Genomic DNA, 24,233 nt, shown 5'->3' on the forward strand with positions numbered 1-24,233 from the left:
AATTCCATTTTCTAAACTCATTTTCCTGCTCTAAAAAAACATCGCCCGTATGAACTGAGCGATGTGCGGTAAAACCTTATTGAATCAGCCGGGTAATCTGTTTTTTCTTCCATACAAACCGGTAATATCCGTATTGCAGCAGCAGGCTGACGACAAAAGCCGCCGGATAACCGACCCAAATGCCGAGAATGCCGAGATTCGTATAATGAGAAAGAATAAAGGCCACAGGCACTTCAATTCCCCAAATCGCAAAAATGCTGATAATCGTCGGCCATAACACCGTACCGCTCGCCCGCATTGTTGCTGAAACGATCTGAGCGTGACCGAAAATCAAATAGCTCCAAAGGGTAATCATAATCAGATTGCGGGCAATGTGGAGTGTATCCTGATCTGTTAAAAACAAAGCCAGTATCTGCCGGGAGAAGGTGTAAATCAGCAGGATCAACACCCCGCCGATCAAATAATTCAGGCCGATGCCGACTTTGATGACCTGTTTCAGCCGGCCGAATTGATTGGCGCCAATGGATTGGGCGGCAAAAATTGAAACGGCGATACCGAGGCTTACCGCCGGCATCTGCACATAACTCGCCACTTGGTTGACGACCCCGTAAGCAGCCGTCGCGTTTGATCCGTAATGATTGACAAATGAAATGACCGCAATTTCAGAAAGTGACACGAGAATCATATTGATGCTCGACGGAATACCGAGACGGAGTAAAAGCGCGAGCAGCTTTTTGTCCATTTTAAGAGAACGGAGCGCAGTCCGGTCAAATGCCAATGGATGTTTCCTTTTCCGCAAATAAACCATGAGTACGATAAATGTCACGATGTTTGAAATCACGGTTGCATACGCCGAACCGTAAATGCCGAACTTCGGAAGTCCGAAAAGCCCGAGAATCAATAAAGGCAAAAGCCCGATGTTTATGACTGTACTGACGATTAACGTATAAAACGGAGTCTTTGAATCTCCCGTTCCGCGTAAAAATGTCGTATACGCAAAATATAAAAACATCAGCGGCATTGCGCAAAACAAAATGCGCGCATATCGGACACTGACATCTATTACGTTTTCCGGCGTTCCCATCAGCCGCAGAATATCAAGCGTAAACACACTGCCGACAACTGCCAGAACAACACCGAGCATAAAGGTAAAAGTCAGTGTAGTGCCGACAATCGCCTTCATCCTCTCTTCGTTTTTCGCGCCGTAAGCCTGCCCGATCAAAATGGAACTTCCCGAACCGATTCCGATCGTAAAGGAGATCAGCAGAAAAAACAGCGGAAAAAAAGACGATACGGCGGCAAGCGCATCAACTCCGAGCCACCTTCCGACAAATACCATTCCGACCAATTGGCCGACAGATTGCAATACATTGCTTAAAAGCAGCGGCACTAAAAACAGTGACATCGATCGCCAGACAGACTGGCCGCGGCCTTCCGCTGTTTCTAAATGATCTTGTACTTCCATATGTAGGACTCCTTTTTTGATTTTCTTCCATTTTATTATTCAGCAGACAGCTTGTAAAAACCTTTTGTTCAATGAAACTCTTTATCTTTTTCTCACGTCTTACATGGAAATAAACCATAAAAATAAAAAGTCCGGAAAATATTTCTGAAAAGGTATTGTAATCTTAACGTAATTATTGTAACATTTGTAACATAAGAGAAAGAGATTGATTGAAGGAGAGATTATATCATGAAAAAATGGCTATTATTCCTCACTACTATTACATTGATTCTGTCATTGGGCACTGCGGCGACCGCAAAAAATGCACCTAATGACCTTACACAAAAACAAGCGCTTCAGCTGGCCCTGTCAGCGAGAGAACATTTCTGGAACACGATGAGCGGCGGTGCGCTTAAAACAAACGAAAATTGCACTTCTGAACCGTTTGAATATCAAAATCTGCAATATGTATTTATGTGCAAAGACCTCGGAACAAAAGCAAAAGCCGTAAAATATCTGACACCCGCTTTTACAAAGCAAGCGATTGACAAAGGGCTCAAAGATTACCACTTCACTGTAAAAGACGGCAAATTGGCTGTTCCGGTCGGCGACGGAGATAACCTCCTGAATTGGAAAAAAGCAAAAATGACTCTTCTTTCTAAAAAAGGAAGCGCTCAAACATACCGCTTCACTGTGCCGACTCTTGACGGTTCTCCGTCAGCTAAACGCGATGTAACATTCGTAAAAGAAAACAACGTTTGGAAAGTCAATCAATTTGATGCTGTCATATAAGAAAAAGCCCGCTTGCTTACAGCGGGCTTTTTTCACATCATTTCCACCAGGTTCTCACAAAATATTCAACTCAAAAACCCCTTGTATAACAAGGGGTTTTTGTTTTACCGACATTATTCAGCTGCGCCTTTCTCATACAAAAAACGCTCTAGGAGAGATTCGAACTCCCGACCTGCAGTTTAGGAAACTGCTGCACTATCCGCTGTGCTACTAGAGCCTGCTTCTATTATAGTAACGCTGGCGGCCGTTTTTTTCAAGTCTACAGCCCTCCGAACACTTTATAGGCGGCTCTCGTCGTATCTTCATCTATTCCGATATAACGCATTGTAATAGACGGAGAAGAATGATTCAAAATCCTCTGCAGTTCAGCAATGTCTTTTGTCCTCTGATAAAAATGATACCCGAACGTCTTTCTAAGCGTATGCGTCCCGATTTCCTCCAACCCGCAAGCGGCAGCCGCTTCCTTTAATATTCTGTATGCCTGAATCCGGGATATGGGCTTATTCGTCCGTTTCGATTTAAACAAATAGTCATCCTCTTTCATGTCTTTTGTATAAGCGTATATGTCGGCCTTTAAAGACTCCAGTATCAGAATTTTTCTTTTCTTTCTCGTTTTGCTTTCGGTTGCCCACACATGGTCTTTGTTCCTTACATCCCTCACGCGAAGCGGCAGAACATCTGAAATCCGCAGTGCGCTGTTCATGCCGAAAATAAATAAAAAATAATCACGATCACTTTTTTTCATTAAATACTGTTTGACTTCCTGGATCTTCTCCAAACTTCGGATCGGCTGTACGATATGCATCAAAAAACCCCTTATAATTGGTAAAGTAACATATTGAGCATTATGTTACTATTATAACCGAAACCCGTTGAATGATAAAGGATAAAGGGTCTTATGTAACATAATATACATAGTGTTACATAAGGTGAATCAGATAAGCAGTTTCAACGAATTCCTCAAAAACATCATTTTCAGCCCGTTGACAAGCTTTTAAACAAATAGATACTTAAGGTATTAAAAAATGAAAACAACGGCCTTAAAATGAAATCTGAGCATCCGTTTTTTTGTGAGCAACCGAAAAAAATGAAAAAAAAGGGGCTGGGACAAAACCCACCTCTAAGACGAAAAAAACGGTGAAATTTTACGACGAGTAAACTTTCACCGTTTTTGATTATTTTACAATAAAAAATAAGGACAACTTCTGATAAAATTAAGTTACCATACAAAATCTAATCAGAAAGAAGTGTCCTTATGTTTAAAGATTATACCATGAATCAAATCGTTTTGCCTTTAGATTTAGAAGTAAAGTTACAAAATAATGATATTGCCTACCATGTCCATCATTTAGTGGAAAGTATCCCTCAAGAAGCGTTTGAACCATTTCTTCGAAATGAAGGTTGTCCTGCCTATCATCCACGCATGATGCTTAAAATTATTCTATGTGCCTACACTCAATCTGTCTTTTCAGGGCGTAAAATAGAGGCCCTATTAAAAGACAGTATCCGTATGATGTGGTTAGCTCAAGGGTATGAACCAAGCTACCGTACAATTAACCGATTTCGTGTTCAACCAGTAGTGAAAGATTTAATCCGTCAATGTTTCATCCAATTTCGCTGCCAATTGATTGAAGAAAAACTGATCGATCAAGAAGCGATATTTATCGATGGTACAAAGATTGAAGCGAATGCGAATAAATTTACGTTTGTCTGGAAGAAAGCGATTGAGAAATTTCATCAGCGTTTAATTGATAAGTCAAACCAGTTGTACAATGAGTTGCTTGAGAACGAAATCATACCCCAAATGGAACGGGAAAGTGATGAACAGCTATCATTTGGAGAGCTCACTCAAATGGTTCAAAAAGTAGACGAAGTAGTGACCGAATATGATAAACAAATAGAAGCATCTTCAGACGTTACGGAACGAAAAGCCTTACGAAGGGAACGAAAATACCCGAAACAAGTGCGTAAACAGTTGATTGATTTTATCCTAAGAAAACGGAAGTACCAACAGGATCTTAAAATCTTTGGACCACGTAATAGCTATTCTAAAACAGATCTAGATGCGACATTTATGCGAATGAAAGATGATTATATGAAAAACGGGCAATTGAAAGCTGGTTACAATGTACAAATCGCAACGGAAGGTCAATATGCGCTTGCTTATAGTCTATTTCCAAACCCAACAGATACACGTACGTTAATTCCATTTTTAGATGAGATCGAGCAACATTATTTCGAGTTACCGAAACATATAGTTGCAGATGCAGGTTATGGTAGTGAACAAAACTTTAGTGATATTCTCTCAAACAGAAACCGAGAAGCACTGATAACATATAACATGTTTTTGAAGGAACAAAAGAAAAAGTACAAACAAAATACATTTAATCCTGATAACTGGGTATATGATCAAGAAACCGATACATATACGTGCCCTAATCAGAAACGTTTAGAATTTCAATATCATTCTGTCCGAACGGACGCTACAGGTTTCCAAAGGAGTTTCAAAGTCTACGAGTGCGAAGACTGTTCAGGATGCCCATTCCGTTCATCATGTACCAAGGCAAAAGAAGGAAACAATCGAAAACTAATGGTGAACAAAAAATGGGAACAGCAAAAAGAATATGTGAGAGCGAAGCTTTCAGAAGAGAAAACGAGTGCCATCTATCGAAAACGTAAAACCGATGTGGAACCAGTTTTTGGATTCTTGAAGGCTAATTTGCGTTTCACTCGATTTTCTGTACGAGGAAAATCGAAGGTAGCAAACGAAATGGGTCTCGCATTAATGGCAGTGAATTTAAGAAAATTCACTGCCAACTTCTAAGGTAATAGAAGAATTTATACATAAAAATAAAGAAAGATGAATTTGAGTACCCCCAAATTCACCTTTCTCATTATTTGAAGCTAGTTTTGTCCCAGCCACCTAATCTTCATCTTTTACATCAATGTCTTCAGGAAGCGGCTCATTTAAAAACTCTTGAATCATTTCCTTATATTTTTCCAGCTGTTCGAGATGGGTTTGAAATTGTTCCTTGTTGATTAAATATTGCTGTCCGTCATGGACGGCTCTTATTTTATTCGTCAAAACAAGATTGTGCACATATTCTTCAGGAAGACTGGTAAACTCAGCTGTCTCTTTGATCGTTAAATACATGGCTCACGTTCCTTTCATATGTCATGTGAGTGAATTCTGTTTTGTTTATTGTAGCTTATTTTTTGTCTTTATGCTTGTTTCACAGCTTTTTCAGTCCGGTTTCCCATTTAGCCTATTTGCGACTGATTACATTCACACAGAAACCCCAACTTTTTGCACACCGGACTATTCCGTTTGTCACTTGTGAAAACAGCACATTTTACTTACTCTATAATTGTAAGCGGAAAACAAAGGAGGCAGACTATGAAAAAGAAAAAGTTTATGAATCTCTGTTTTATCGTTCTGCTCAGTACTTTGCTCGCGGCCGGAAGCATCCCTTATCACGCTCAGGCTAAGAAACACCCGTTTTCCTATGACGACTACAAACAGGTAGATGTCGGCAAAGACGGCATGGTTGCCACCGCCCATCCTCTCGCTTCACAAATCGGTGCCGACGTGCTGAAAAAAGGCGGCAATGCAATTGACGCCGCGGTTGCCATTCAATTCGCATTAAACGTAACTGAACCTATGATGTCTGGAATCGGCGGCGGCGGATTTATGATGGTTTATGATGCGAAGACGAAAGACACCACCATTATCGACAGCAGGGAACGCGCACCGGCAGGCGCAACACCGGATATGTTCCTTGACGAAAACGGCAAAGCCATTCCTTTCTCCGAACGCGTTACGAAAGGGACTGCAGTCGGTGTTCCGGGAACATTAAAAGGACTTGAAAAAGCGCTAGACAAATGGGGCACACGCTCCATGAAACAACTCATCACCCCTTCCATTAAACTTGCCTCAAAAGGCTTTCCGATCGATTCGGTTTTAGCTGATGCCATCTCAGATTATAAAGACAAATTATCACACACTGCTGCAAAAGACGTGTTTCTTCCGGACGGAGAACCTCTGAAAGAAGGAGACACACTCATCCAAAAAGACTTAGCCAAAACATTTACAGCTATTAAGTACAAAGGCACAAAAGCATTCTATGACGGTGCATTCTCCAAAAAGCTTGCAGAAACAGTGCAGGAATTCGGCGGCTCAATGACAGAAAAAGACATTAAAAACTTCAATGTGACGATTGACGAACCGATCTGGGGAGATTACCAGGGCTATCATATCGCAACTGCTCCTCCTCCAAGCTCGGGCGGTGTTTTCCTGTTGCAAATGCTGAACCTCCTGGATGATTTTAAGCTTTCTCAATATGATATCCGTTCTTGGCAAAAATATCAGCTTCTCGCAGAAACGATGCATTTGGCTTATGCTGACCGCGCCGCATTTGCCGGGGACCCAGAATTCGTCAACGTCCCTCTCAAAGGTCTCTTGAATCCAGATTATATCAATGCCCGCAGACAGCTGATAGATATTGATAAAGTCAATAAAAAACCGAAAGCCGGCGATCCTTGGGCCTATCAGGAAGGTTCTGCAAACTATAAACAAGTGGAGCAGCCGACTGACAAACAAGAAGGTCAAACGACTCACTTCACGGTAACCGACCGCTTCGGCAATGTCGTATCTTATACGACAACAATTGAACAGCTGTTCGGTTCCGGTATTATGGTTCCCGGATACGGCGTTGTGCTGAATAATGAGTTAACAGACTTCGATGCGGTGCCTGGCGGCGCAAATGAAGTGCAGCCGAATAAACGTCCGCTCAGCAGCATGACTCCGACTATTTTATTCAAAAATAACGAACCTGTCCTGACTGTCGGCTCCCCCGGCGGAGCAACGATTATTTCTTCCGTCCTGCAAACGATCCTGAACAAAGTTGAGTACGGCATGGATCTGAAAGCGGCAGTCGAAGAGCCGAGAATTTACACAAACAGCATGACATCCTATCGATATGAAAAAGGAGTGCCGGAAGAAGCCCGCACAAAACTGAACGAAATGGGGCATAAATTCGGCAGCAGCCCGGTTGATATCGGTAATGTGCAAAGCATCCTGATCGACCGTGAAAACGGCACCTTCACCGGAGTTGCCGACTCAAGCCGAAACGGAGCCGCAATCGGCGTAAACTTGAAAAATTATAAAAAATAACAAGACAAAAAGCCTCGTTTCTCAAGCTGAGAAACGAGGCTTTTGTTTATTCTGCACTGTATTCAGATGAGGTTTTTTCAGACGTTAATGACGCAAGCGAAAGCACACCGCACATCGCGATGACAACACCCGCTGATCCGATCCATGTCACTGATGCAAGAGACAGATGAGTGACAACAATGCCCCCGATGCCCGCCCCGGCCGCCATAGCCAGCTGCATGACAGACTGGTTGAGGCCAAGTAATACACCCGATGATTCAGGCTCCATCGTTGCCAAATGATACTGCTGAGCAGGCCCTGATGACCACGCGGCGAAGGACCAAAATATAAGCACTGCCGCCGCTCCGAAAGCAGAATGTGTGACAAACGACAATAACATGAGCATGATAGCATGAAGCGCCATTCCGCCGGTTAATGTCATACGCGCCCCCCATTTGTCTGCGCTGAAACCGCCTGCTTTAGAACCGGCAAGACTTGCAACACCGAAAATAAGCAGCAATGTACTCAGTATTCCGCTTCCGATATGAGTAACGTTCAGTAAATACGGAGAGAGGTACGTATACGCAACCGAATAGCCTCCGAGCCAGAAAAACGTAATGGCCAGCCCGACAGCCACCTTTCGTTTCTTCAAAAGAGAAAATTGCTGAATGAGCGGCACCGGTTTATCTCCTTTTATCTCAGGCAACGCGAAACGTATAATAAGCATGGCAATGATTCCGATTGCCGCAATTCCGGCAAAAACCACCTTCCAGCCAAAAGCTTCAGACACGGTTCTTCCGATCGGAACACCGATAATGAGCGCCGCCGTAAACCCCATAATGACGGTTGCGAGAGAACTTGCCTGTTTTCCCGGGGGAGCGATTTTTGCTGCGATCGTAAGCGCGGTGACCACCACAGTTCCTGCTCCAAGCGCCATGATCACCCGCGCTCCCGCAAATAAGCCGAATCCCTGCACAAGGAAAGAAATGATATTCCCGATAACAAACAGCCCCAGAGCATAGATCATGAGCTTCCTTCTATCCAGTTTTGCTGTAAGGGCCATCATGACAGGCGTTCCGATTGCATAAACAAGTGAAAAAATCGTAATCAGCTGCCCTGCCGCTGCCACAGTAACTCCCAAGGAACCTGCAATTTTATCAAGCATCCCGGATATCACATATTCAGACGTCCCCACTAAAAAACTGATAATTGCCAAAATGTAAATCTTCCAGGTATTTTGCACCTGACACACTCCTTCATTGATGATTTATATAAAGATATATTGTGATATATCGATATAAAGAGTTGAACAAACAGAAACAAATCGCAATATGTCGATGTGTAGTCGGAAAAAGAAACTGAATCCCTCTTCTAAAGGATTCAGCCCTACATTTCGCGCTGAAAATAATCGGCCATCGCCTTTATCGCTTCTTCATCTCTTTTATAATAGGTGTATTTGCCAATCCGTTTTGTTTGGATAAGGCCCGCCCGCTGAAGGATGGAAAGATATTGAGACGCCGTTGACTGTGTCATCTGAAGCTTATCGGTGATCTGGCTGACACACACTCCGATCTCATTCATATCAATGCCATCATGCGGGGCGAAGTGACGGTCCGGCTCTTTCAGCCATTGTAAAATCTCAAGCCGTGACTCATTAGACAACGCTTTAAAAACATCAATAGGTTTCATACGCTTTATTATATCGTGATTTTACGATATGTCAATATTGTTTTTATTAAATCTCTATTTTTTGTTTTGCCTCTCTTATGATCCGGGACATAAAATCACTCACATTCTCTTCAAATGTGTCTTCCCGCCCGTATTGCCTTACATGTACAGATTGATGGCGGCACTCTCGATCTCCCACAACAGCAATATACGGTATTTTTTTCATTTGTGCTTCTCTGATTTTATAGCCGAGTTTTTCATCACGCTGATCAAGCTCAGCCCGGATACCCGCTTTCTTCTGAGAAAAACCAGAACGAAAAAAATTGGCGTACACAGCTGTCCTGTTTTCTCATCTTCCGTTCGGTAATGCTTTTAATCCATTCAGCAGTTCTTCAAACGCCGATGTCAAAAATAAATCACTCCGGTAGATGAATGATATATTCATATTCCGAAAATGTTCAGGGAGCTCATGAAGAAAAAGATTTTTCCTGTTTTGAAAATAACGGACGGCTGATGCAGGCAGAAAGGAAACCCCCATCCCCGCCTGCACCGCCCCAATAATGGCTTCCAACGTACCGAATTCAATGATTTTATATGCGGGCACTGCCTCTTCTTTCAGTATGTTTTTTATTTTGCGGCGGTGCGAACAGCCCGCGGCAAAATACAGAATCGGATCTCGCAACAAGTCTTGCAAACTGCCTTCCCGCTTATTTGAGACCAAGACCAATTCTTCTTGAAGTACAGCGACTTGCTCAAGATCTTCGTATTCGACCGGTCCATAAACAAAAGCGCCGTCCAGCTCATAGTGTAAGACGCGCTGCACTAAGGTATGTGTATCACCGGTTGACAGAGACAGCTGTACTTTCGGGTAGCGGCTGCAATACTCTGTGAAAAATTGAGGGAGATGGACGGCTGCCGCCGTTTCAAGAGAACCGATTCGAAGCGGGCCGTTCGGATCGCCTGCCTCTTGCGCCGTTTTTTGCGCCTCATGCAGCAATTGAAGGATTCTGTCTGCGTCTTTTAATAAGTTTTCACCTGCGGGCGTCAGCGTCATCCCCCGATTTGTGCGGTAAAAAAGCTGTGTTTGCAATTGCCGTTCCAGCTGCTGAATCCGGTTTGTCACATTTGATTGAACATAATGCAGGCTTTCTGCCGCCTTTGAAATACTTCCTTTGCGGGCGACAGCCTGAAAAATCTTTAAGTCTCCGCTTTCCATGTAAGGGCACCTTCTTGCTATGATTTTTATTGATAGCCGGCTATCAATTTTCATTTGTTTACTGCAGCTGATACAGCCTGTAAAATCTTTCTCATCAATCATAAAGGAGAGAAGAATGATGAATGCTCTTATCATACACGAAAATGGCTTTGATTTCAGGCAGGCACCTGACAAACGGCCGGGAAACGGCGAAGTAAAAATAAAGCTGAAAACAGCCGGATTAAACCATCGTGATTTGTTTTTAATGAAAAACCACAAAACCGGAAACCATGAATTTACTCTCGGTTCAGACGGCGCGGGAATCGTAACCGAAATAGGACACGGCGTCCGGTCTCATTTACTGCATGCAGAAGTCATCATCAACCCGGTGCTGAATTGGAAGACTGTTGAGGACGTACCAGCCGTCCCTGATATTTTAGGTGGTCCGAGCGACGGAACATTTTCACCTTATGTCATCGTTCCTGAGGAAAATGCCGTTTTAAAACCCGAACACCTGACTTGGGAGGAAGCGGGCGTGCTGCCGTTATCAGCATTAACCGCTTATCGCGCCTTATTTACAAAAGGACAATTTAAAAAAGGCGAACACCTTATCCTTCCGGGCATCGGAAGCGGCGTGGCAACATATGCCTTATTAATGGCAAAAGCTATCGGAGCGACAGTCAGCGTCACTTCCCGCAGCGAAAACAAAAAACAAACCGCACTGTCATACGGTGCAGACCGGGCGATTGACAGCTACGGTGACTGGAATGAGGCGCTGAATGGCGAAAAAGCAGATATCATACTTGACGGTGTAGGCCCCGCCTTGTTTCAACACTATCTTGACATTATGAAACCGAATGGCCGGATCGTAACATTTGGCGCCAGTTCAGGCGATCAGCTCGGATTTCCTATTCGCTCGCTGTTTTTTCCGCAGATTCATATTCTCGGTACATCAATGGGAAGCAATAAGGAATTCGCGGATATGCTGGAATTGATAAACCGCTGCGGCATCCGTCCCATTATCGACCGTATGTATTCTCTCAGAGAAGCAGCTGCCGCTTTTAACAGAATGCGGGAAGGACGGCAGTTTGGCAATATCGGCTTTCGTTTGGATGTCTAAAAAAGAGGAGCGGACCCGTCCGTTTCCTTATGTGTTTATAAGCGTTTCCGCTCTGACATACTCTTGATAGGCTTCTTTCAAATAAACAAAAAAGTGTTTACCCCCGGCTTTTAAAACTTTTCGATGATAGAGCCACACGACGGGTAAAGTGCCCGTCAATAAAATAAAGCGGGAAAACACAGCACACGTATTGGTGATCTTTAAGCGGCGCCGGCCGAACTTGTGCAGTGCTTCCGCTTGAAATTCAATATGTTTTTCTTCATCAATTAAAATCTGCCCGCAAATTGATCGCAGACACACAGAGCCCGTCACGTTTTTTAAGGCGTCATAATAAACGGCGGCGATGATTTCCGCCGTCAGCAGCACCGTGATCGACTGCTCAAGGCTTGCAAATCGTCTCAGTCTGCGGAAGACTTGATCAACCCAATTCTTTTCCAGCTTTGGGATATTGTGCCGGTTCATGAATATTTCCAATTCACCCGCATGCCTTTGTTCATCCTGAATAAATAAAATCAGCGCTTCCAGATAACTTTTGTCAGCACAATCCTTTAAGAAACGTTTTGCAGCAGCTATCAAAAACAGACCTTCTGAACTTTCGCCGATTTGAAACTGCTGAACTGAAGAACAAATAACGCGGCGCTCAGTTTCAGAAAGCTGATCATATTTACAGTTCAGTTCCTTGACTGCTGATTGATTTCTACGAAAATAATCTCTCCACTCTGTAAAACAAAATTCCATTTGTTATCCTCCATTCCCATCACGTTACCCTTATATGACCAATACAGGAAGAAGGAGGTTTCATTTCAATACGAAAAACCGGCTGATCCCAGCCGGTTTTATAAATAAACCCCTTTATTTACGGTAAAACAGTGCTCCCCATTAAATAACTGTCGACTTCGCGCGCTGCTTCCCGGCCTTCATTAATCGCCCATACAATCAGGCTTTGGCCCCTTCTCGCATCCCCTGCGGCGAAAACACCGTCAACATTCGTTTTATAATCCCCATATGCTGCCTGAATTTTATGATTTGCCGAATCGACACCGAACTGTTTCAATAATGGCTGTTCTGTCCCTTCAAAACCGATGGCGATGAACACCAGCTGAGCAGGCCATACTTTTTCTGTCCCGGGCAGTTCATGAAATTCATACTTTCCGAATTCGTTTCTGACTTTTTCCATTTGAATGGTGTGAATCTCTTGTAAGCGGCCCTGCTTATCGGCCACCATTTTTGTCGTCTGAATTGAATATTCTCTCGGGTCTTTGCCGAACTTTGCCTGCGCTTCTTCATAAGCGTATTCAAGGGTAAAGACGTGCGGCTGTTCAGGCCACATATTGTCGTTCGTGCGCGTCTGAGGAAGTTTAGGATGTTTCCCGAACTGGTGCACGCTGCGCGCTTTTTGGCGCAGCGCGGTTGCCACGCAGTCAGCTCCTGTGTCTCCTCCGCCGATCACGATGACGTCTTTCCCTTTAGCGTCTATAAATTGTTTGTCTTTGAAGTTGGAATCTAAATAGCTTTTCGTCGCCAGTGTTAAATAGTCCATCGCATAATGGACGCCTTTTGCTTCCCGGCCTTCAATCAGCAGATTGCGCTGCTTTTGGGCGCCTGTGCACAAAATGACGGCATCAAATTGATCTTTCAGCTCATCTGCCGTTATGTCAACGCCGATTTCGGTATTTGTCACAAAATCTATACCTTCCTGCGTCAAAAGCTTAATACGGCGTTCAACGACATTTTTCCCAAGCTTCATGCTCGGAATGCCGTACATCAGCAGGCCGCCGGCTCTGTCGGCACGCTCATAGACTGTTACGGAATGACCGGCTTGATTCAGCTGATCAGCGCTTGCCAGACCTGCCGGGCCTGAACCGACGACAGCGACTTTTTTACCTGTGCGTTTCGCGGGAATTCTCGGCTGAATCCATCCGTTCTCAAAACCTTTGTCAATGATCGTCCGCTCGATGTTTTTAATTGAAACAGCCGGATCTGAAATGGCCAGCGTACAAGATCCTTCACAAGGAGCGGGACAGACCCGCCCTGTGAATTCAGGAAAGTTATTCGTTTTCAGAAGGCGCTCCAAGGCTTCTTTCCAGCGCCCCCGATAGACGAGGTCATTCCACTCCGGTATCAGATTATAAATCGGGCAGCCGGAGGTAAAACCGTTGATATCAGCGCCGATTTGGCAAAACGGTGTGCCGCAATCCATACACCGCGCCCCCTGCCGCTTTGACGCTTCATCTGAAAATGGAGCCGAATACTCTTTCCAATCCTTTAAGCGAGTGAGAGGGTCCCGCTCAGCCGGTTTTTCTCGTTTTTCTTCCATAAATCCAGTTGGTTTCCCCATGTTCCTCTCCCCTTTCTTACTGTACTACCGCTTGTTTATGGTCTTTGGCAGGCCTTTGGTGAACCTTTGTATTGGCTTCAAAAGCATACATAATTGCGTCTTCTTCTGATAAACCCGCCGCTTTTTGTTCTTCGATGCTGAGGAGCATTTGTTTATAGTTTTTCGGAATGACTTTGATAAAGGTTTCTGCGGCTTTTTCCCAATTGTCCAGGAGATCTGCGGCTTTTTTGCTGTTTGTCAGCGCCGCGTGCCGTTTGACCATTTCTTGCACTTCTTTGATCTCAGCCTCATCCGTCAGCTTTTCAAATGAAATCATTTCCATGTTGCATTTGCGTTTAAATGCTTTGGCATCATCACTCAGGACGTATGCGATACCGCCTGACATTCCCGCCCCGAAGTTTTTGCCGACTTCGCCGAGGACGACAACCCGGCCGCCTGTCATGTATTCACAGCCGTGGTCTCCGATACCTTCTACAACGACATTGACTCCGCTGTTACGGACTGCAAAACGTTCACCGGCGCGCCCGTTAATGTACGCTTCCCCGCTTGTTGCTCCGTAAAATGCGACGTTCCCGATAATAACGTTATCGTGTGTTTCACAATTGAAGGCATCAGGCGCTTTCACGATGATTTTTCCGCCTGAAAGCCCTTTGCCTACGTAGTCATTTGAATCCCCGTTCAAATGAAGCGTCATCCCCTTAGGGACAAATGCTCCGAAACTCTGTCCGGCTGATCCGGTAAAATGAAGTCTGATCGTATCATCCGGCAGGCCTTCCGCTCCGTAGCGTTTAGAAATTTCACTTCCCGTCACGGTTCCGGCTACGCGATTTGTATTATTGATCTTGATTTCAGCTTCCGCTTCCTGACCGGCTTCAATTGCAGCCTGCACCGCCGGAAGAATAACCGTCATATCAAGCGACTCGTCGATTTTATGGTTTTGCGCCGTACGGAAAGTACGTACGCCTTCAGGCTGGTACAGCAGTGTGGATAAATCAAGCTGGCCCGCTTTCCAATGCGCTTTTGCACGTTCACTGACATGAAGAACGTCTGTCCGTCCGATCATTTCATCAAGCGTCTTAAAGCCTAACTCTGCCATATATTCACGCACTTCTTCTGCGACAAACAGCATGTAATTTACGATATGGTCAGGATCGCCCATGAATTTCTTGCGGAGCTCCGGATTTTGCGTCGCGACACCTACAGGACATGTATCTAAATGACAGGCGCGCATCATGACGCAGCCGAGAACGACAAGCGGCGCTGTAGCAAAGCCGAATTCCTCCGCACCGAGCAAGGCGGCCATCACGACATCTCGGCCTGTCATCAGCTTACCGTCCGTTTCCAATACCACGCGATCCCGTAAACCGTTCAGCATCAGCGTTTGGTGAGCTTCTGCAAGACCAAGCTCCCACGGAAGACCCGTATGTTTAATACTTGTTTTCGGCGACGCGCCCGTTCCGCCATCGTAGCCGCTGATGACGATGACATCCGCAGTGCCTTTTGCCACACCGGCAGCAATTGTGCCGACACCGGCTTTTGACACGAGCTTGACGCTGATACGCGCGCTTCGATTCGCATTTTTCAAATCATGAATCAGCTGCGCCAAATCTTCAATTGAATAAATATCATGGTGAGGAGGCGGTGAGATCAGCCCTACACCTGGTGTAGAACCGCGGACATCCGCGACCCAAGGATATACCTTGTTGCCCGGAAGCTGACCGCCTTCTCCCGGCTTCGCCCCTTGCGCCATTTTGATCTGCAATTCATCCGCATTGACGAGATAATGGCTCTTTACACCGAAACGGCCGGAAGCGATCTGTTTAATCGCACTTCTTCTGTCGTCGCCATTTTCATCCGGAACGAAACGTTTCGGGTCCTCGCCGCCTTCTCCGCTGTTGCTTTTTCCGCCAAGCCTGTTCATCGCTATCGCTAAAGCCTCATGGGCTTCCTTGCTTAATGAACCGAATGACATCGCTCCTGTTTTAAAACGTTTCACGATGGACGCAGCTGATTCAACTTCCTCTAATTTTAAAGGCTTGCGGTCTTCTTTGAAGGCGAACAGATTGCGTAAAAATCCGATTCGTTCTTCATCCGCTGCATGAGAATACTGCTTAAACAGGCTGTAATCATTTTTGCGGCAGGCCCATTGCAGAGTATGGATGGTTTTCGGATTGAAAGCGTGGTGCTCTCCCCCGTTTCGCCATTGGAATTCACTTCCCGGATCAAGAGTTTGGCTGTAATCATCCTTGTACGCCGCTTGGTGGCGCTTCTTCGCTTCTTGCGCAATCGTCTCGATATCGATTCCGCCAAGCTGAGATGCAGTACCGGTAAAGTATTTGGCGATAACGTCTTCACCGATGCCGACCGCTTCAAAAATTTGGGCGCCCCTGTAACTTTGCACAGTTGAAATCCCCATTTTTGACATCACTTTCACGACGCCTTCTGTTACGCTCTTTCCGTATTTGCTGACAGCTTCTTCATACGGAATATCAAGCCGGCCTTCATCGATTTCCTGCTTATACGTAGCGTAAGTCAAATACGGATTGACAGCATCTGCACCATATCCGATGAGAGCCGCAAAGTGATGAACTTCACGCGCTTCCCCGGATTCAACGATAATGCTTGCTTTTGTTCGCAGACCTTGGCGGATCAAATGCTGATGCAGCGCACTGACGGCCAAAAGCGGCGGAATCGGCGTCAACTCTTTACTCATTGCCCTGTCAGATAAAATTAACAGAGATACGCCTTCCTTGATCGCTTTTTCCGCCTGCTGAAACAAATCCTTCAGGCCTTTTTCTAGGTCATCGGAAAACAGCGTGCGGATGTTCTGGCTCTTAATGTCAGGGTGCACAAGTGTTTTCAGCGCATAAAACTGTTCGTTTGATAATACAGGAGTATACAATTTTATGCGGCGTGCATTTCTTTCACTCGGATGCAGCAGATCGCCTTCAGCTCCGAGCCATGTCACCGTGGAGGTCACAAGCTGCTCGCGGATCGCGTCAATCGGCGGGTTTGTGACTTGCGCAAACAGCTGTTTAAAGTAATGAAACAGTGATTGGGCGCGATCGGATAAAACGGCGAGCGGGGAATCATTTCCCATAGAGCCGAGCGGGTCCTTGCCTTCTTTAATAACAGGAATTAAATACTTCTGAATATCTTCATACGTATAGCCAAACGCTTTTTGACGGACGAGAAGATCATCGAATTGTTCCTCTTCCCGGATTTCCGGGTCAGGATTCACTTGAACCAATTCTTCTTCAAGCCATTTTTGATAAGGGAATTCATTGGCAATTTCTGTTTTCACTTCTTCATCTGAAATAATCCGGCCTTCCTCTAAGTCAATGAGCAGCATTTTTCCGGGCTCCAGACGTTTTTTATGAAGAATGTTCTCCTGCTCTACTTCAATAACGCCGACCTCAGATGAGAAAATAATATGGTCATCTTTTGTCACATAGTAACGTGCCGGACGCAGGCCGTTACGGTCAAGGATGGCGCCGATTTGTTTTCCGTCCGTAAACGAAATGGCGGTCGGCCCGTCCCACGGCTCCATTAAAGAGCTGTGATATTCATAAAAAGCCCGTTTCGCTTTAGACATGTGAGTGTTTTCCGTCCATGGTTCCGGAATCAGCATCATTGCCGTATGTGCCGGTTTCCGCCCCGCCATCACGAAAAATTCAAACGCATTATCAAGAATGGATGAGTCACTTCCCTCAGCATTTAAAATCGGCAGTACTTTGTGAAGATCGTCTCCGAAGCTTTCTGAAACGAACTGCTGCTCCCTCGCTCTCATCCAATTGATGTTGCCCCGGAGCGTATTGATTTCTCCGTTATGAATCAGATAGCGGTTCGGATGGGCACGTTCCCAAGTAGGAAAGGTATTTGTGCTGAATCTTGAATGCACGAGTGAAAATGCAGATACGAAGGTTTCATCCTGCAAATCCAAATAAAAAGCTTCAACCTGCTCAGGCGTTAACAATCCTTTATAAACAATAGTCTGGCTTGACAAGCTTGCGAAGTAAAAATCAAGCTGTTCTTGAATGCCCCAATTTTCCGCCTGCTTCCGGATGATATACAGTTTACGTTCAAAAGCAAGGCTGTCTTTCAAATCATTTGCGGAGCCGATGAATACTTGACGCACATACGGACAAGTGCTTTGTGCCACTGTTCCGATTTTTCCGACATTTACAGGGACGGTTCTCCAGCCGAGAACGATCTGTCCTTCCTGCTCAATGAATGCATTCACCTGTTTTTCGATCTTTTTTCTTTCCTCTTCATTTTGCGAGAAAAAGACCATTCCTACCCCGTAACGGCCTTTTTCCGGCAGCTTCATTTCTCCGCACTCTTTCTTAAAAAAAGCATCAGGGATCTGAACCATCAGGCCGGCGCCGTCACCCGTATTCGGATCACTGCCCTGTCCTCCTCTGTGATCCAGCTGACAAAGCATCTTCAGTCCTTTTTTGACAATGTCATGTGAAGGTTTCCCTTTTAAATGGGCATACAAGCCGATTCCGCATGCATCGTGCTCAAATTCCGGACGGTAGAGACCTTGTGCTTTCGGCATTTGATTGTAAGTCATAATTCCTCTCCCCCGATCAGTTTCCGTTAATTATCGGTCATAAAATCTGACAGCTTTAAATTAATTGTAAGTTTTCAAAACAATATAAACAATATATAATTTAGATCAAATACATCTCAAAATGAGATAGATGGGTGTGAACGCAATGGAATTACGCCAGCTTCGGTATTTTATGGAGGTAGCAGAACGGGAACATGTGTCAGAAGCGGCTGATCATCTGCATGTCGCACAATCCGCCATCAGCAGGCAGATTGCAAATCTTGAAGAAGAGCTGAAAGTCACTTTATTTGAACGGGAAGGCAGAAATATTAAATTAACGCCGATCGGCAAGCAATTTTTAGAACATGTTAAAACGGCGATGAAAGCAATTGATTACGCGAAGGAACAAATTGATGAATATCTTGATCCGAATCGCGGAACCGTCAAAATAGGATTTCCGACGAGCCTTGCAAGCCAGCTTTTGCCGACGGTGATTTCGGCATTTAAAGAGGAATACCCGAACGTTGAGTTTTTGCTCCGCCAAGGATCTTATAAGTTTTTAATCGAAGCCGTAAGAAACAGGGACATAGATGCGGCGCTTCTCGGCCCTGTTCCGACGGAATTTCCCGACATAACAGGCAATATCTTATTCACAGAAAAGATTTACGCGCTTGTTCCGCTGCATCATCCGCTTGCCAAACAAAAAAATATCCATTTAATTGATCTGCGCGGCGACCAATTTGTTTTATTTCCTGAAGGATTTATTCTCCGCAATATGGCGATTGACGCTTGCAGACAGGCAGGCTTTGCGCCGCTTGTATCAACGGAGGGCGAGGATTTAGATGCCATTAAAGGATTAGTCTCCGCAGGCATGGGCGTTACTTTATTACCTGAAAGCACCTTTGCGGAAACCACACCTCGGTTCACGGTCAAAATTCCGATTGAATTCCCTCAAGTGAAGCGCACCGTAGGCATTATTAAGCCAAAAGGCAGAGAACTGGCTCCGTCTGCGAATGATTTCTTTCATTTTGTCATTCAATTTTTCTCCAAACTTGAACAATATCAATAAAAACAAACCCGAGCTTCAAAACGAAGCCTCGGGCTTTGCCATGTTTTATTGACTATTCTCAGCCGATCGGGATGGACAGTTCAACGTGGCAGACAAACGCTTCCGGATCGATGACTGATTGATCGGTCTGTTTATGCGGCGTTTCTTTATATGTCTTCAGCTGAGCTGAGGAATAATTGACGATGCCGAGCCCAAGTTCTTCTCCCTGCTGATCAAGCAGTCTGACAACCGCCCCGCTGCTGAATCTGCCGTTAATCTGTTCGATATCCTGCGGTGACAGCGCCACATTTCCATTCGCTATATCGCGGCTGCTTTTCTTCTCCATCACAATCTCGCCTTCGGGGCCGGAATTAAATGCAAGCCATTGTTCTTTGTGGTTTAACGGGAGGGTTCCTTCCGCTTCAAAATAAGTTCCTTCAGCCTCCTCTTCTACCGCTTGAAGCAGAATGTCCGGGGCGTTAGCCTGCCCGAGGAAGCCCTTAATACCGGAAGCCATCACAATTTTAAAAGCATCCAGCTTTGAACGCATTCCGCCGGTTCCCATCTCACTCCCGGCATCTCCCGCGCTTGCTTCTATTTCCGGGGTGATGTCACTTACATGTCTGATTCGTGCCGCTTCCGGGTTGCTGCGCGGATTATCATCATATAATCCGTCGATATCTGATAAAATCACAAGCATGTCGGCATCAATTAAGCCTGCGACCTTTGCCGCGAGTGTATCATTATCACCGAATTTCAGCCGATTGACTGTGACGGTGTCATTTTCATTAATAATCGGAATAATGCCTCGTTCCAAAAGGACGTTCATCGTATTGCGGACATTATGATAGCGGTATTCATCAGAAAAGTCGCTTCTTGTAATTAAAATTTGTGACGCGACATAACCGTGCGCTAAAAACAGCTTTGAATAAGCTTCCATTAATAATCCCTGCCCGATGGAAGCAGAAGCCTGTTTTTCGGGGAGGCTTTCCGGTTTCTGAATAAAGCCGAGCTTCCGATAACCTGCCGCCACTGCGCCGGAAGATACTAAAATCACTTCATAACCGCTGTCTTTCAGTTGTGCGATTTGATCCACCAATGCTTCCAGCTTTCTTCTGCTGATTTCCCCGTGCAGGCTCGTCAGTGAGCTGCTGCCGATTTTCACCGCGACTCTTTTGATCTTCGTCCGAGACGTCACTGTATCACTCCTGTTTTTTAACGATTATAGTGCTGCCGTTTTTTCGATTGTTTTGCTGATCTCAATAGAACGTTCGGTCGCGTGTTTAATGGCTTTGGCAATGGCTTCTCCGCCGCCTTCTGACCTGAGCGCATCGAGGCCGGCTTCCGTCGTGCCGTTTGGAGAGGTGATGTTTTCCCGAAGCACATCCGGTTTTTCACCCGTTTCCATCAGCATTTTAGCTGCGCCCAATAACGTTTGCGCGCCGATTTTGCGGGACAGCCGTTTGTCTAAGCCGGCTTCTTCACCTGCTTTTTCAATAAACTCCATTAAATAATAAAAGTACGCCGGTCCGCTGCCTGCGATGCCGGTGAAAATGTCCATCTGATCTTCTTTGATCACGTACACTTCCCCGAGGCATTCCAAAAGGGATAGAGCGGTTTTTGCTGAACCGTAAGAAACATGGTCTCCGAAAGCCGCAGCTGTTGCCGATTCGCCGATCATGCTGGATGTGTTCGGCATCACTCTTACAACCGGCTGACGGTCATGTAATGATTGTTGTATAAATGAGGTTGTTATGCCTGCCAGAACAGACAGGATGATTTGATGAGGTTGAATACGCCGTTTCAGCGTAGCAAGAGCGATTTCAGCATCCTTCGGTTTCATGGCTAAAATAAAGACATCAATGTCTTCGGTTTTCATGCTGTCAAAAGCAATGCCTTGAATTCCGTATTGATGTTCCAATTCAGCGAGTCGCTCTGTATTGCGGCGGTTTGTCACGCAGATGTTTTGGTTGGGAATTTTTTTTGCGCGGACCATGCCTGATATCATTCCTTCAGCCATTGATCCTGCTCCGATAAAAGCAACTTTCTTTTGATCTAAGATCGGTAACATCTCCCTTGTTCGTATTTTGTTCGTATTTTTCACACGTTTTTTATGTTACCACTTCAGGAGTCGATGTCAAGTTTGAAGGTTTTATTGATGTGTATTGTTCCGAGCCTGTTATTATGTATAATGAATCACAGAACAAACCTTACAAATCTTTTGAGCCCGGGAGGCCGGGTGCGTTCCGGCCGGATTTAAAAATTATCTGAAATGGCTTTTTCTATCAGCTTTTTGCAGCGGTCAAGCTCTGTCTTCAGCTGTTTTTTGTAAAGCTTCGCAGCTTCATAGTCTTTAAATTGATAGAGAACGACTTCCTGGAGTTTGGCTCCCTCTTTTTTCACTTTTACTTGCTTTAAAATCCCGTCATCCAAAAGTTCGTGAAGTGAACGGTACACCTCGGTATGATTCGGCTTAAAACCGATGGGTTTAAATTCCGAACGCAGCACCTCGAGAAGCTTCAGTCCGTAAAGCCGTTCCTGCTCTGTCATTGTAATCATGTAAAGCTTTAAAAAAGCTCTTTGTTTCACTAAAAAACCGGTTGAACTTCTTTTTTCTTCTTTCAATATGTGCACACCCTTCCTTCTAACAAATTATTCCATGTACTAAATATTCTCTTTATATCCCGTTTTTCCTTTTTATCGTTCGGACAGTTTGATTTGTATTGATTTGTTTTTTGGAGAGCGGGGAAAAATAATTTTAATGAACATTTGGTACATAGTTTATTTAGTTTAATTATAACTGATATCGGTTTCTTTTTCACTCTTTTTTCTGCAAAAACGGATCTTTATGCCTATTTATTCGGGTTGCGGAAACAAAAAAAGACCCGTCACGAAGACAGGTCCCCTTTTGTTTAAGGATTAGTTGACCACAAACCGGCAGTTTTGATGAAAATGCGCGGATGTAATTTCAATTGAGCAACCATATATTCTGCAAGATCCTCAGGCTGCATGACTTTTTCCGGATTGCCGTCTGTCAGATTTAATTCAATAGACATGTCGCTGGCAACCGTGCTCGGCGTCATTGCGCTGACACGGATATTGTGTTTTCTGACTTCCTGCATGAGAGATTCAGTCAGACCGAGAACGGCAAATTTAGAAGCGCTGTACGCACTTGTCGCCGCGGCGCCTCTTTGGCCCGCCGTAGAAGAAATATTAATGATATCTCCTGATTTTCTCTCAATCATTTCAGGAAGAACGGCGCGTGTCACGTGGTATACACCCATTACATTAACTTGAATGATGTCTTCCCACTCTTCAGGCGTAAGATCCAAAAATCCGCCGAATTTGCTGATTCCGGCATTGTTAATCAAGATGTCAATCTCACCGAGTTCTTCTTTAATAGAGGAGACGGCTTGCTCAACCTCTTTTTGGTTTTTTACATCGGCAGCAGCGAATGATGCCTTTACACCAAGGGCTTTCACTTCTTCCGCAACCTTTTCGACATTTGCTTCTGTGCGGCCGATTAAACCGATATTGACTCCTTCTTTGGCTAAAGCGATAGCGGCGGCGCGGCCGATTCCTCTGCCCGCACCCGTGATAAGAGCCGTTTTGTTTTGTAAGCTTTCCACGTCTTTCACCCTTTCTGAATGTCCTTATGTACGATTTCACATTATAAGCAGAAAAAAAACAATTAGCAAATAAAATGATTCAACACGATCCGTAAAGGGTATCAACTGAAAAAAAGGAGTGAAAAGAAGATGATCATCATTTTGTATATCAGTGCTGCCGTTGCGGCTGCCGCATTAATTTATGCAGCCGTATCCGCCGTGCATTTTAAAAGAAACACAGCGCCTGATATAAAGAAGATTAACGCCGCGACAGCGTCCATGCAGACGGCCGTTGATGAAATCAAAACAGAAACCGATCTGTTATCGCAAAAGCAGAAAGAACTGCAGGAAGATTTTCTCACTAAAAAAACAGCCGTGCAAACGACGGCGGCCGAAGTTAAAGGAACGCCTCACGTCTTAAAAATGCTCTGGAACGCCGGTAAAAGTGATGTATGAGCCTGCATGTCATCCGACGTTTTTGATGACACTAAGAGAAACCGGCGGATTCAAGGAGGCATAACATGATTTGCGATCGTGAGCGGCTTGCGCGTTTTTTGCAGCAGCTTAAAGCACTATCATATTCGGGAGAATTTACAAAATCGGATTTGCTGACTCCGGCTTTCCATTTAGCCAAGGACGGAGATCTGGATTTGTATTATTCGCCTCATAATGAATATATTAACCCTCATGCAGTCGTTGCCATTTCCGGAATCACACCCGGTTTTTTTCAAATGCAGCTGGCTTACAAAAAAGCGGCACTGCTTTTAAAAGATGGCGAAACTCTTGAAACGATAGCGTATGAAACAAAAAAAGCGGCCGGACTTTCCGGTTCAATGAGACAGAACATCATCGAAATGCTTAATGAATGCGGTCTGCCGGCCGCGCTTCACGTTGAGGATTCATCCCGGTTATTTGATTCAAAACGGGAGCTTCTTCATACAACGTCCGTTATCAAACACCCTGTTTTTTATAAACAGAAAAACTATACGGGACATCGGCCGGCAATCAGCAGATCAGCTCTTCTCAGCCGTTACGCGCTGAGATGTTTTCCGGATGAAATAGAAATGATAGAAAAGGACATTCTGCTTATCCCTCTCGGTAAAGCAGCAGAATCAGCCTGCCGCATGCTGAAGAAGAAAGGCAGAATGGGTCATGCGGTCATTCTGGAAGGCTTCCCGCATCCGTCCGGAGCAAACGGACATCGTTTCAAACAATTTCACGAAAACAAACAATCGTTACGTGAACAAATTCAGCGCTTTGCCGGGTTTCTTCAGCAGCTGTAAAAAACGCCCCGAATTTTCGGGGCGCTGCTG

Annotated in this window: 20 protein-coding genes, 1 tRNA gene and 1 pseudogene; 7 read left to right on the forward strand and 15 right to left on the reverse strand. The window is 44.9% G+C overall.

Features of this window, described 5'->3' with window-relative positions; translation table 11 throughout:
• Positions 1 to 76 precede the first annotated feature (76 nt).
• Entirely contained in the window at positions 77 to 1,465 is a 1,389-nt protein-coding gene (locus NYE50_RS11335; RefSeq protein WP_014418076.1) for an MATE family efflux transporter, read from the reverse strand.
• Between the two features lie 228 nt (positions 1,466 to 1,693).
• Here NYE50_RS11335 and NYE50_RS11340 point away from each other — a divergent pair, with 228 nt between their 5' ends.
• Positions 1,694 to 2,236: an IseA DL-endopeptidase inhibitor family protein gene (locus NYE50_RS11340; protein WP_053573325.1), complete on the forward strand. Its 543-nt coding sequence runs from the start codon at positions 1,694 to 1,696 to the stop codon at positions 2,234 to 2,236.
• Between the two features lie 144 nt (positions 2,237 to 2,380).
• Here the strand turns inward: NYE50_RS11340 and NYE50_RS11345 are convergent.
• A tRNA-Arg gene (locus NYE50_RS11345) sits at positions 2,381 to 2,453 on the reverse strand.
• Between the two features lie 42 nt (positions 2,454 to 2,495).
• On the reverse strand, positions 2,496 to 3,041 hold the full coding sequence (locus NYE50_RS11350) for a site-specific integrase (protein ID WP_003153850.1): 546 nt from the start codon (positions 3,039 to 3,041) through the stop codon (positions 2,496 to 2,498).
• A 450-nt stretch (positions 3,042 to 3,491) separates the two neighbouring features.
• On the opposite strand from NYE50_RS11350, the gene NYE50_RS11355 reads away from it, so the two are divergent.
• Complete coding sequence (locus tag NYE50_RS11355) at positions 3,492 to 5,060, forward strand: IS1182 family transposase (protein ID WP_340762868.1); 1,569 nt, start codon at positions 3,492 to 3,494, stop codon at positions 5,058 to 5,060.
• A gap of 99 nt (positions 5,061 to 5,159) precedes the next feature.
• Here NYE50_RS11355 and NYE50_RS11360 read toward each other — a convergent pair whose 3' ends face one another.
• Positions 5,160 to 5,390 (reverse strand): excisionase family DNA-binding protein, encoded by a 231-nt coding sequence (locus tag NYE50_RS11360; protein WP_003153848.1) that lies wholly within the window; start codon positions 5,388 to 5,390, stop codon positions 5,160 to 5,162.
• Positions 5,391 to 5,633: 243 nt separating this feature from the next.
• Between NYE50_RS11360 and ggt the strand changes: the two genes are divergently transcribed.
• Entirely contained in the window at positions 5,634 to 7,409 is a 1,776-nt protein-coding gene (gene ggt / locus NYE50_RS11365; protein WP_014418078.1) for a gamma-glutamyltransferase, read from the forward strand.
• A 46-nt stretch (positions 7,410 to 7,455) separates the two neighbouring features.
• Here ggt and NYE50_RS11370 read toward each other — a convergent pair whose 3' ends face one another.
• From NYE50_RS11370 to NYE50_RS11385, 4 genes and pseudogenes are all read right to left on the reverse strand, one after another.
• Positions 7,456 to 8,631 carry an MFS transporter gene (locus NYE50_RS11370; RefSeq protein WP_159354245.1) on the reverse strand — a complete coding sequence of 392 codons (1,176 nt, stop codon included), beginning with the start codon at positions 8,629 to 8,631 and terminating at the stop codon, positions 7,456 to 7,458.
• 143 nt (positions 8,632 to 8,774) lie between these two features.
• The gene (locus NYE50_RS11375; protein ID WP_007407355.1) at positions 8,775 to 9,077 is read right to left on the reverse strand and encodes an ArsR/SmtB family transcription factor; all 303 of its coding nucleotides are present in this window, start codon (positions 9,075 to 9,077) and stop codon (positions 8,775 to 8,777) included.
• A 46-nt stretch (positions 9,078 to 9,123) separates the two neighbouring features.
• Positions 9,124 to 9,354: pseudogene (locus NYE50_RS11380) on the reverse strand (His/Gly/Thr/Pro-type tRNA ligase C-terminal domain-containing protein); the annotation flags it as partial.
• A 51-nt stretch (positions 9,355 to 9,405) separates the two neighbouring features.
• On the reverse strand, positions 9,406 to 10,272 hold the full coding sequence (locus NYE50_RS11385) for a LysR family transcriptional regulator (protein WP_159354247.1): 867 nt from the start codon (positions 10,270 to 10,272) through the stop codon (positions 9,406 to 9,408).
• A gap of 118 nt (positions 10,273 to 10,390) precedes the next feature.
• Between NYE50_RS11385 and NYE50_RS11390 the strand changes: the two genes are divergently transcribed.
• Complete coding sequence (locus NYE50_RS11390; protein ID WP_159354248.1) at positions 10,391 to 11,371, forward strand: zinc-binding dehydrogenase; 981 nt, start codon at positions 10,391 to 10,393, stop codon at positions 11,369 to 11,371.
• 27 nt (positions 11,372 to 11,398) lie between these two features.
• Here NYE50_RS11390 and NYE50_RS11395 read toward each other — a convergent pair whose 3' ends face one another.
• The 3 genes from NYE50_RS11395 to gltB form a co-directional block, all read right to left on the reverse strand.
• Positions 11,399 to 12,109 (reverse strand): hypothetical protein, encoded by a 711-nt coding sequence (locus NYE50_RS11395; protein WP_095060669.1) that lies wholly within the window; start codon positions 12,107 to 12,109, stop codon positions 11,399 to 11,401.
• 118 nt (positions 12,110 to 12,227) lie between these two features.
• On the reverse strand, positions 12,228 to 13,709 hold the full coding sequence (gene gltD, locus NYE50_RS11400; RefSeq protein ID WP_159354249.1) for a glutamate synthase small subunit: 1,482 nt from the start codon (positions 13,707 to 13,709) through the stop codon (positions 12,228 to 12,230).
• A 16-nt stretch (positions 13,710 to 13,725) separates the two neighbouring features.
• Positions 13,726 to 18,285, reverse strand: coding sequence for a glutamate synthase large subunit (gltB, locus tag NYE50_RS11405; protein WP_159354250.1), 4,560 nt, complete (start codon positions 18,283 to 18,285; stop codon positions 13,726 to 13,728).
• A gap of 145 nt (positions 18,286 to 18,430) precedes the next feature.
• Between gltB and NYE50_RS11410 the strand changes: the two genes are divergently transcribed.
• Positions 18,431 to 19,333 (forward strand): LysR family transcriptional regulator, encoded by a 903-nt coding sequence (locus NYE50_RS11410; RefSeq protein WP_159354251.1) that lies wholly within the window; start codon positions 18,431 to 18,433, stop codon positions 19,331 to 19,333.
• 58 nt (positions 19,334 to 19,391) lie between these two features.
• Here the strand turns inward: NYE50_RS11410 and proB are convergent, their stop codons facing one another.
• The 4 genes from proB to NYE50_RS11430 form a co-directional block, all read right to left on the reverse strand.
• Positions 19,392 to 20,510: a glutamate 5-kinase gene (gene proB, locus NYE50_RS11415; protein WP_159354252.1), complete on the reverse strand. Its 1,119-nt coding sequence runs from the start codon at positions 20,508 to 20,510 to the stop codon at positions 19,392 to 19,394.
• Between the two features lie 24 nt (positions 20,511 to 20,534).
• Positions 20,535 to 21,383 (reverse strand): pyrroline-5-carboxylate reductase, encoded by an 849-nt coding sequence (gene proC, locus NYE50_RS11420; RefSeq protein ID WP_076983621.1) that lies wholly within the window; start codon positions 21,381 to 21,383, stop codon positions 20,535 to 20,537.
• Positions 21,384 to 21,568: 185 nt separating this feature from the next.
• Positions 21,569 to 21,937: a replication termination protein gene (gene rtp, locus NYE50_RS11425; protein ID WP_003153833.1), complete on the reverse strand. Its 369-nt coding sequence runs from the start codon at positions 21,935 to 21,937 to the stop codon at positions 21,569 to 21,571.
• A 287-nt stretch (positions 21,938 to 22,224) separates the two neighbouring features.
• Positions 22,225 to 22,941, reverse strand: a complete 717-nt coding sequence (locus NYE50_RS11430; RefSeq protein ID WP_007407344.1) for a 3-ketoacyl-ACP reductase — start codon at positions 22,939 to 22,941, stop codon at positions 22,225 to 22,227.
• Positions 22,942 to 23,070: 129 nt separating this feature from the next.
• Between NYE50_RS11430 and NYE50_RS11435 the strand changes: the two genes are divergently transcribed.
• Both NYE50_RS11435 and NYE50_RS11440 read left to right on the forward strand, forming a co-directional pair.
• Positions 23,071 to 23,376 carry a hypothetical protein gene (locus NYE50_RS11435; protein ID WP_014418090.1) on the forward strand — a complete coding sequence of 102 codons (306 nt, stop codon included), beginning with the start codon at positions 23,071 to 23,073 and terminating at the stop codon, positions 23,374 to 23,376.
• Between the two features lie 65 nt (positions 23,377 to 23,441).
• A complete protein-coding gene (locus tag NYE50_RS11440) occupies positions 23,442 to 24,203 on the forward strand; it encodes a hypothetical protein (protein ID WP_172870173.1) in 762 nt (253 codons plus the stop codon).
• Positions 24,204 to 24,233 lie beyond the last annotated feature (30 nt).

The organism is Bacillus sp. EU55, assembly GCF_038005925.1.
GTDB lineage: Bacteria > Bacillota > Bacilli > Bacillales > Bacillaceae > Bacillus > Bacillus velezensis.

Excerpts from the sequence above, each read along its gene's own strand:
- NYE50_RS11335 (WP_014418076.1), bottom strand. The coding sequence starts at position 1,465 with ATGGAAGTACAAGATCATTTAGAAACAGCGGAAGGCCGCGGCCAGTCT.
- NYE50_RS11340 (WP_053573325.1), top strand. The coding sequence starts at position 1,694 with ATGAAAAAATGGCTATTATTCCTCACTACTATTACATTGATTCTGTCA.
- NYE50_RS11350 (WP_003153850.1), bottom strand. The coding sequence starts at position 3,041 with ATGCATATCGTACAGCCGATCCGAAGTTTGGAGAAGATCCAGGAAGTC.
- NYE50_RS11355 (WP_340762868.1), top strand. The coding sequence starts at position 3,492 with ATGTTTAAAGATTATACCATGAATCAAATCGTTTTGCCTTTAGATTTA.
- NYE50_RS11360 (WP_003153848.1), bottom strand. The coding sequence starts at position 5,390 with ATGTATTTAACGATCAAAGAGACAGCTGAGTTTACCAGTCTTCCTGAA.
- ggt (WP_014418078.1), top strand. The coding sequence starts at position 5,634 with ATGAAAAAGAAAAAGTTTATGAATCTCTGTTTTATCGTTCTGCTCAGT.
- NYE50_RS11375 (WP_007407355.1), bottom strand. The coding sequence starts at position 9,077 with ATGAAACCTATTGATGTTTTTAAAGCGTTGTCTAATGAGTCACGGCTT.
- NYE50_RS11385 (WP_159354247.1), bottom strand. The coding sequence starts at position 10,272 with ATGGAAAGCGGAGACTTAAAGATTTTTCAGGCTGTCGCCCGCAAAGGA.
- NYE50_RS11390 (WP_159354248.1), top strand. The coding sequence starts at position 10,391 with ATGAATGCTCTTATCATACACGAAAATGGCTTTGATTTCAGGCAGGCA.
- NYE50_RS11395 (WP_095060669.1), bottom strand. The coding sequence starts at position 12,109 with ATGGAATTTTGTTTTACAGAGTGGAGAGATTATTTTCGTAGAAATCAA.
- gltD (WP_159354249.1), bottom strand. The coding sequence starts at position 13,709 with ATGGGGAAACCAACTGGATTTATGGAAGAAAAACGAGAAAAACCGGCT.
- gltB (WP_159354250.1), bottom strand. The coding sequence starts at position 18,285 with ATGACTTACAATCAAATGCCGAAAGCACAAGGTCTCTACCGTCCGGAA.
- NYE50_RS11410 (WP_159354251.1), top strand. The coding sequence starts at position 18,431 with ATGGAATTACGCCAGCTTCGGTATTTTATGGAGGTAGCAGAACGGGAA.
- proC (WP_076983621.1), bottom strand. The coding sequence starts at position 21,383 with ATGTTACCGATCTTAGATCAAAAGAAAGTTGCTTTTATCGGAGCAGGA.
- NYE50_RS11435 (WP_014418090.1), top strand. The coding sequence starts at position 23,071 with ATGATCATCATTTTGTATATCAGTGCTGCCGTTGCGGCTGCCGCATTA.
- NYE50_RS11440 (WP_172870173.1), top strand. The coding sequence starts at position 23,442 with ATGATTTGCGATCGTGAGCGGCTTGCGCGTTTTTTGCAGCAGCTTAAA.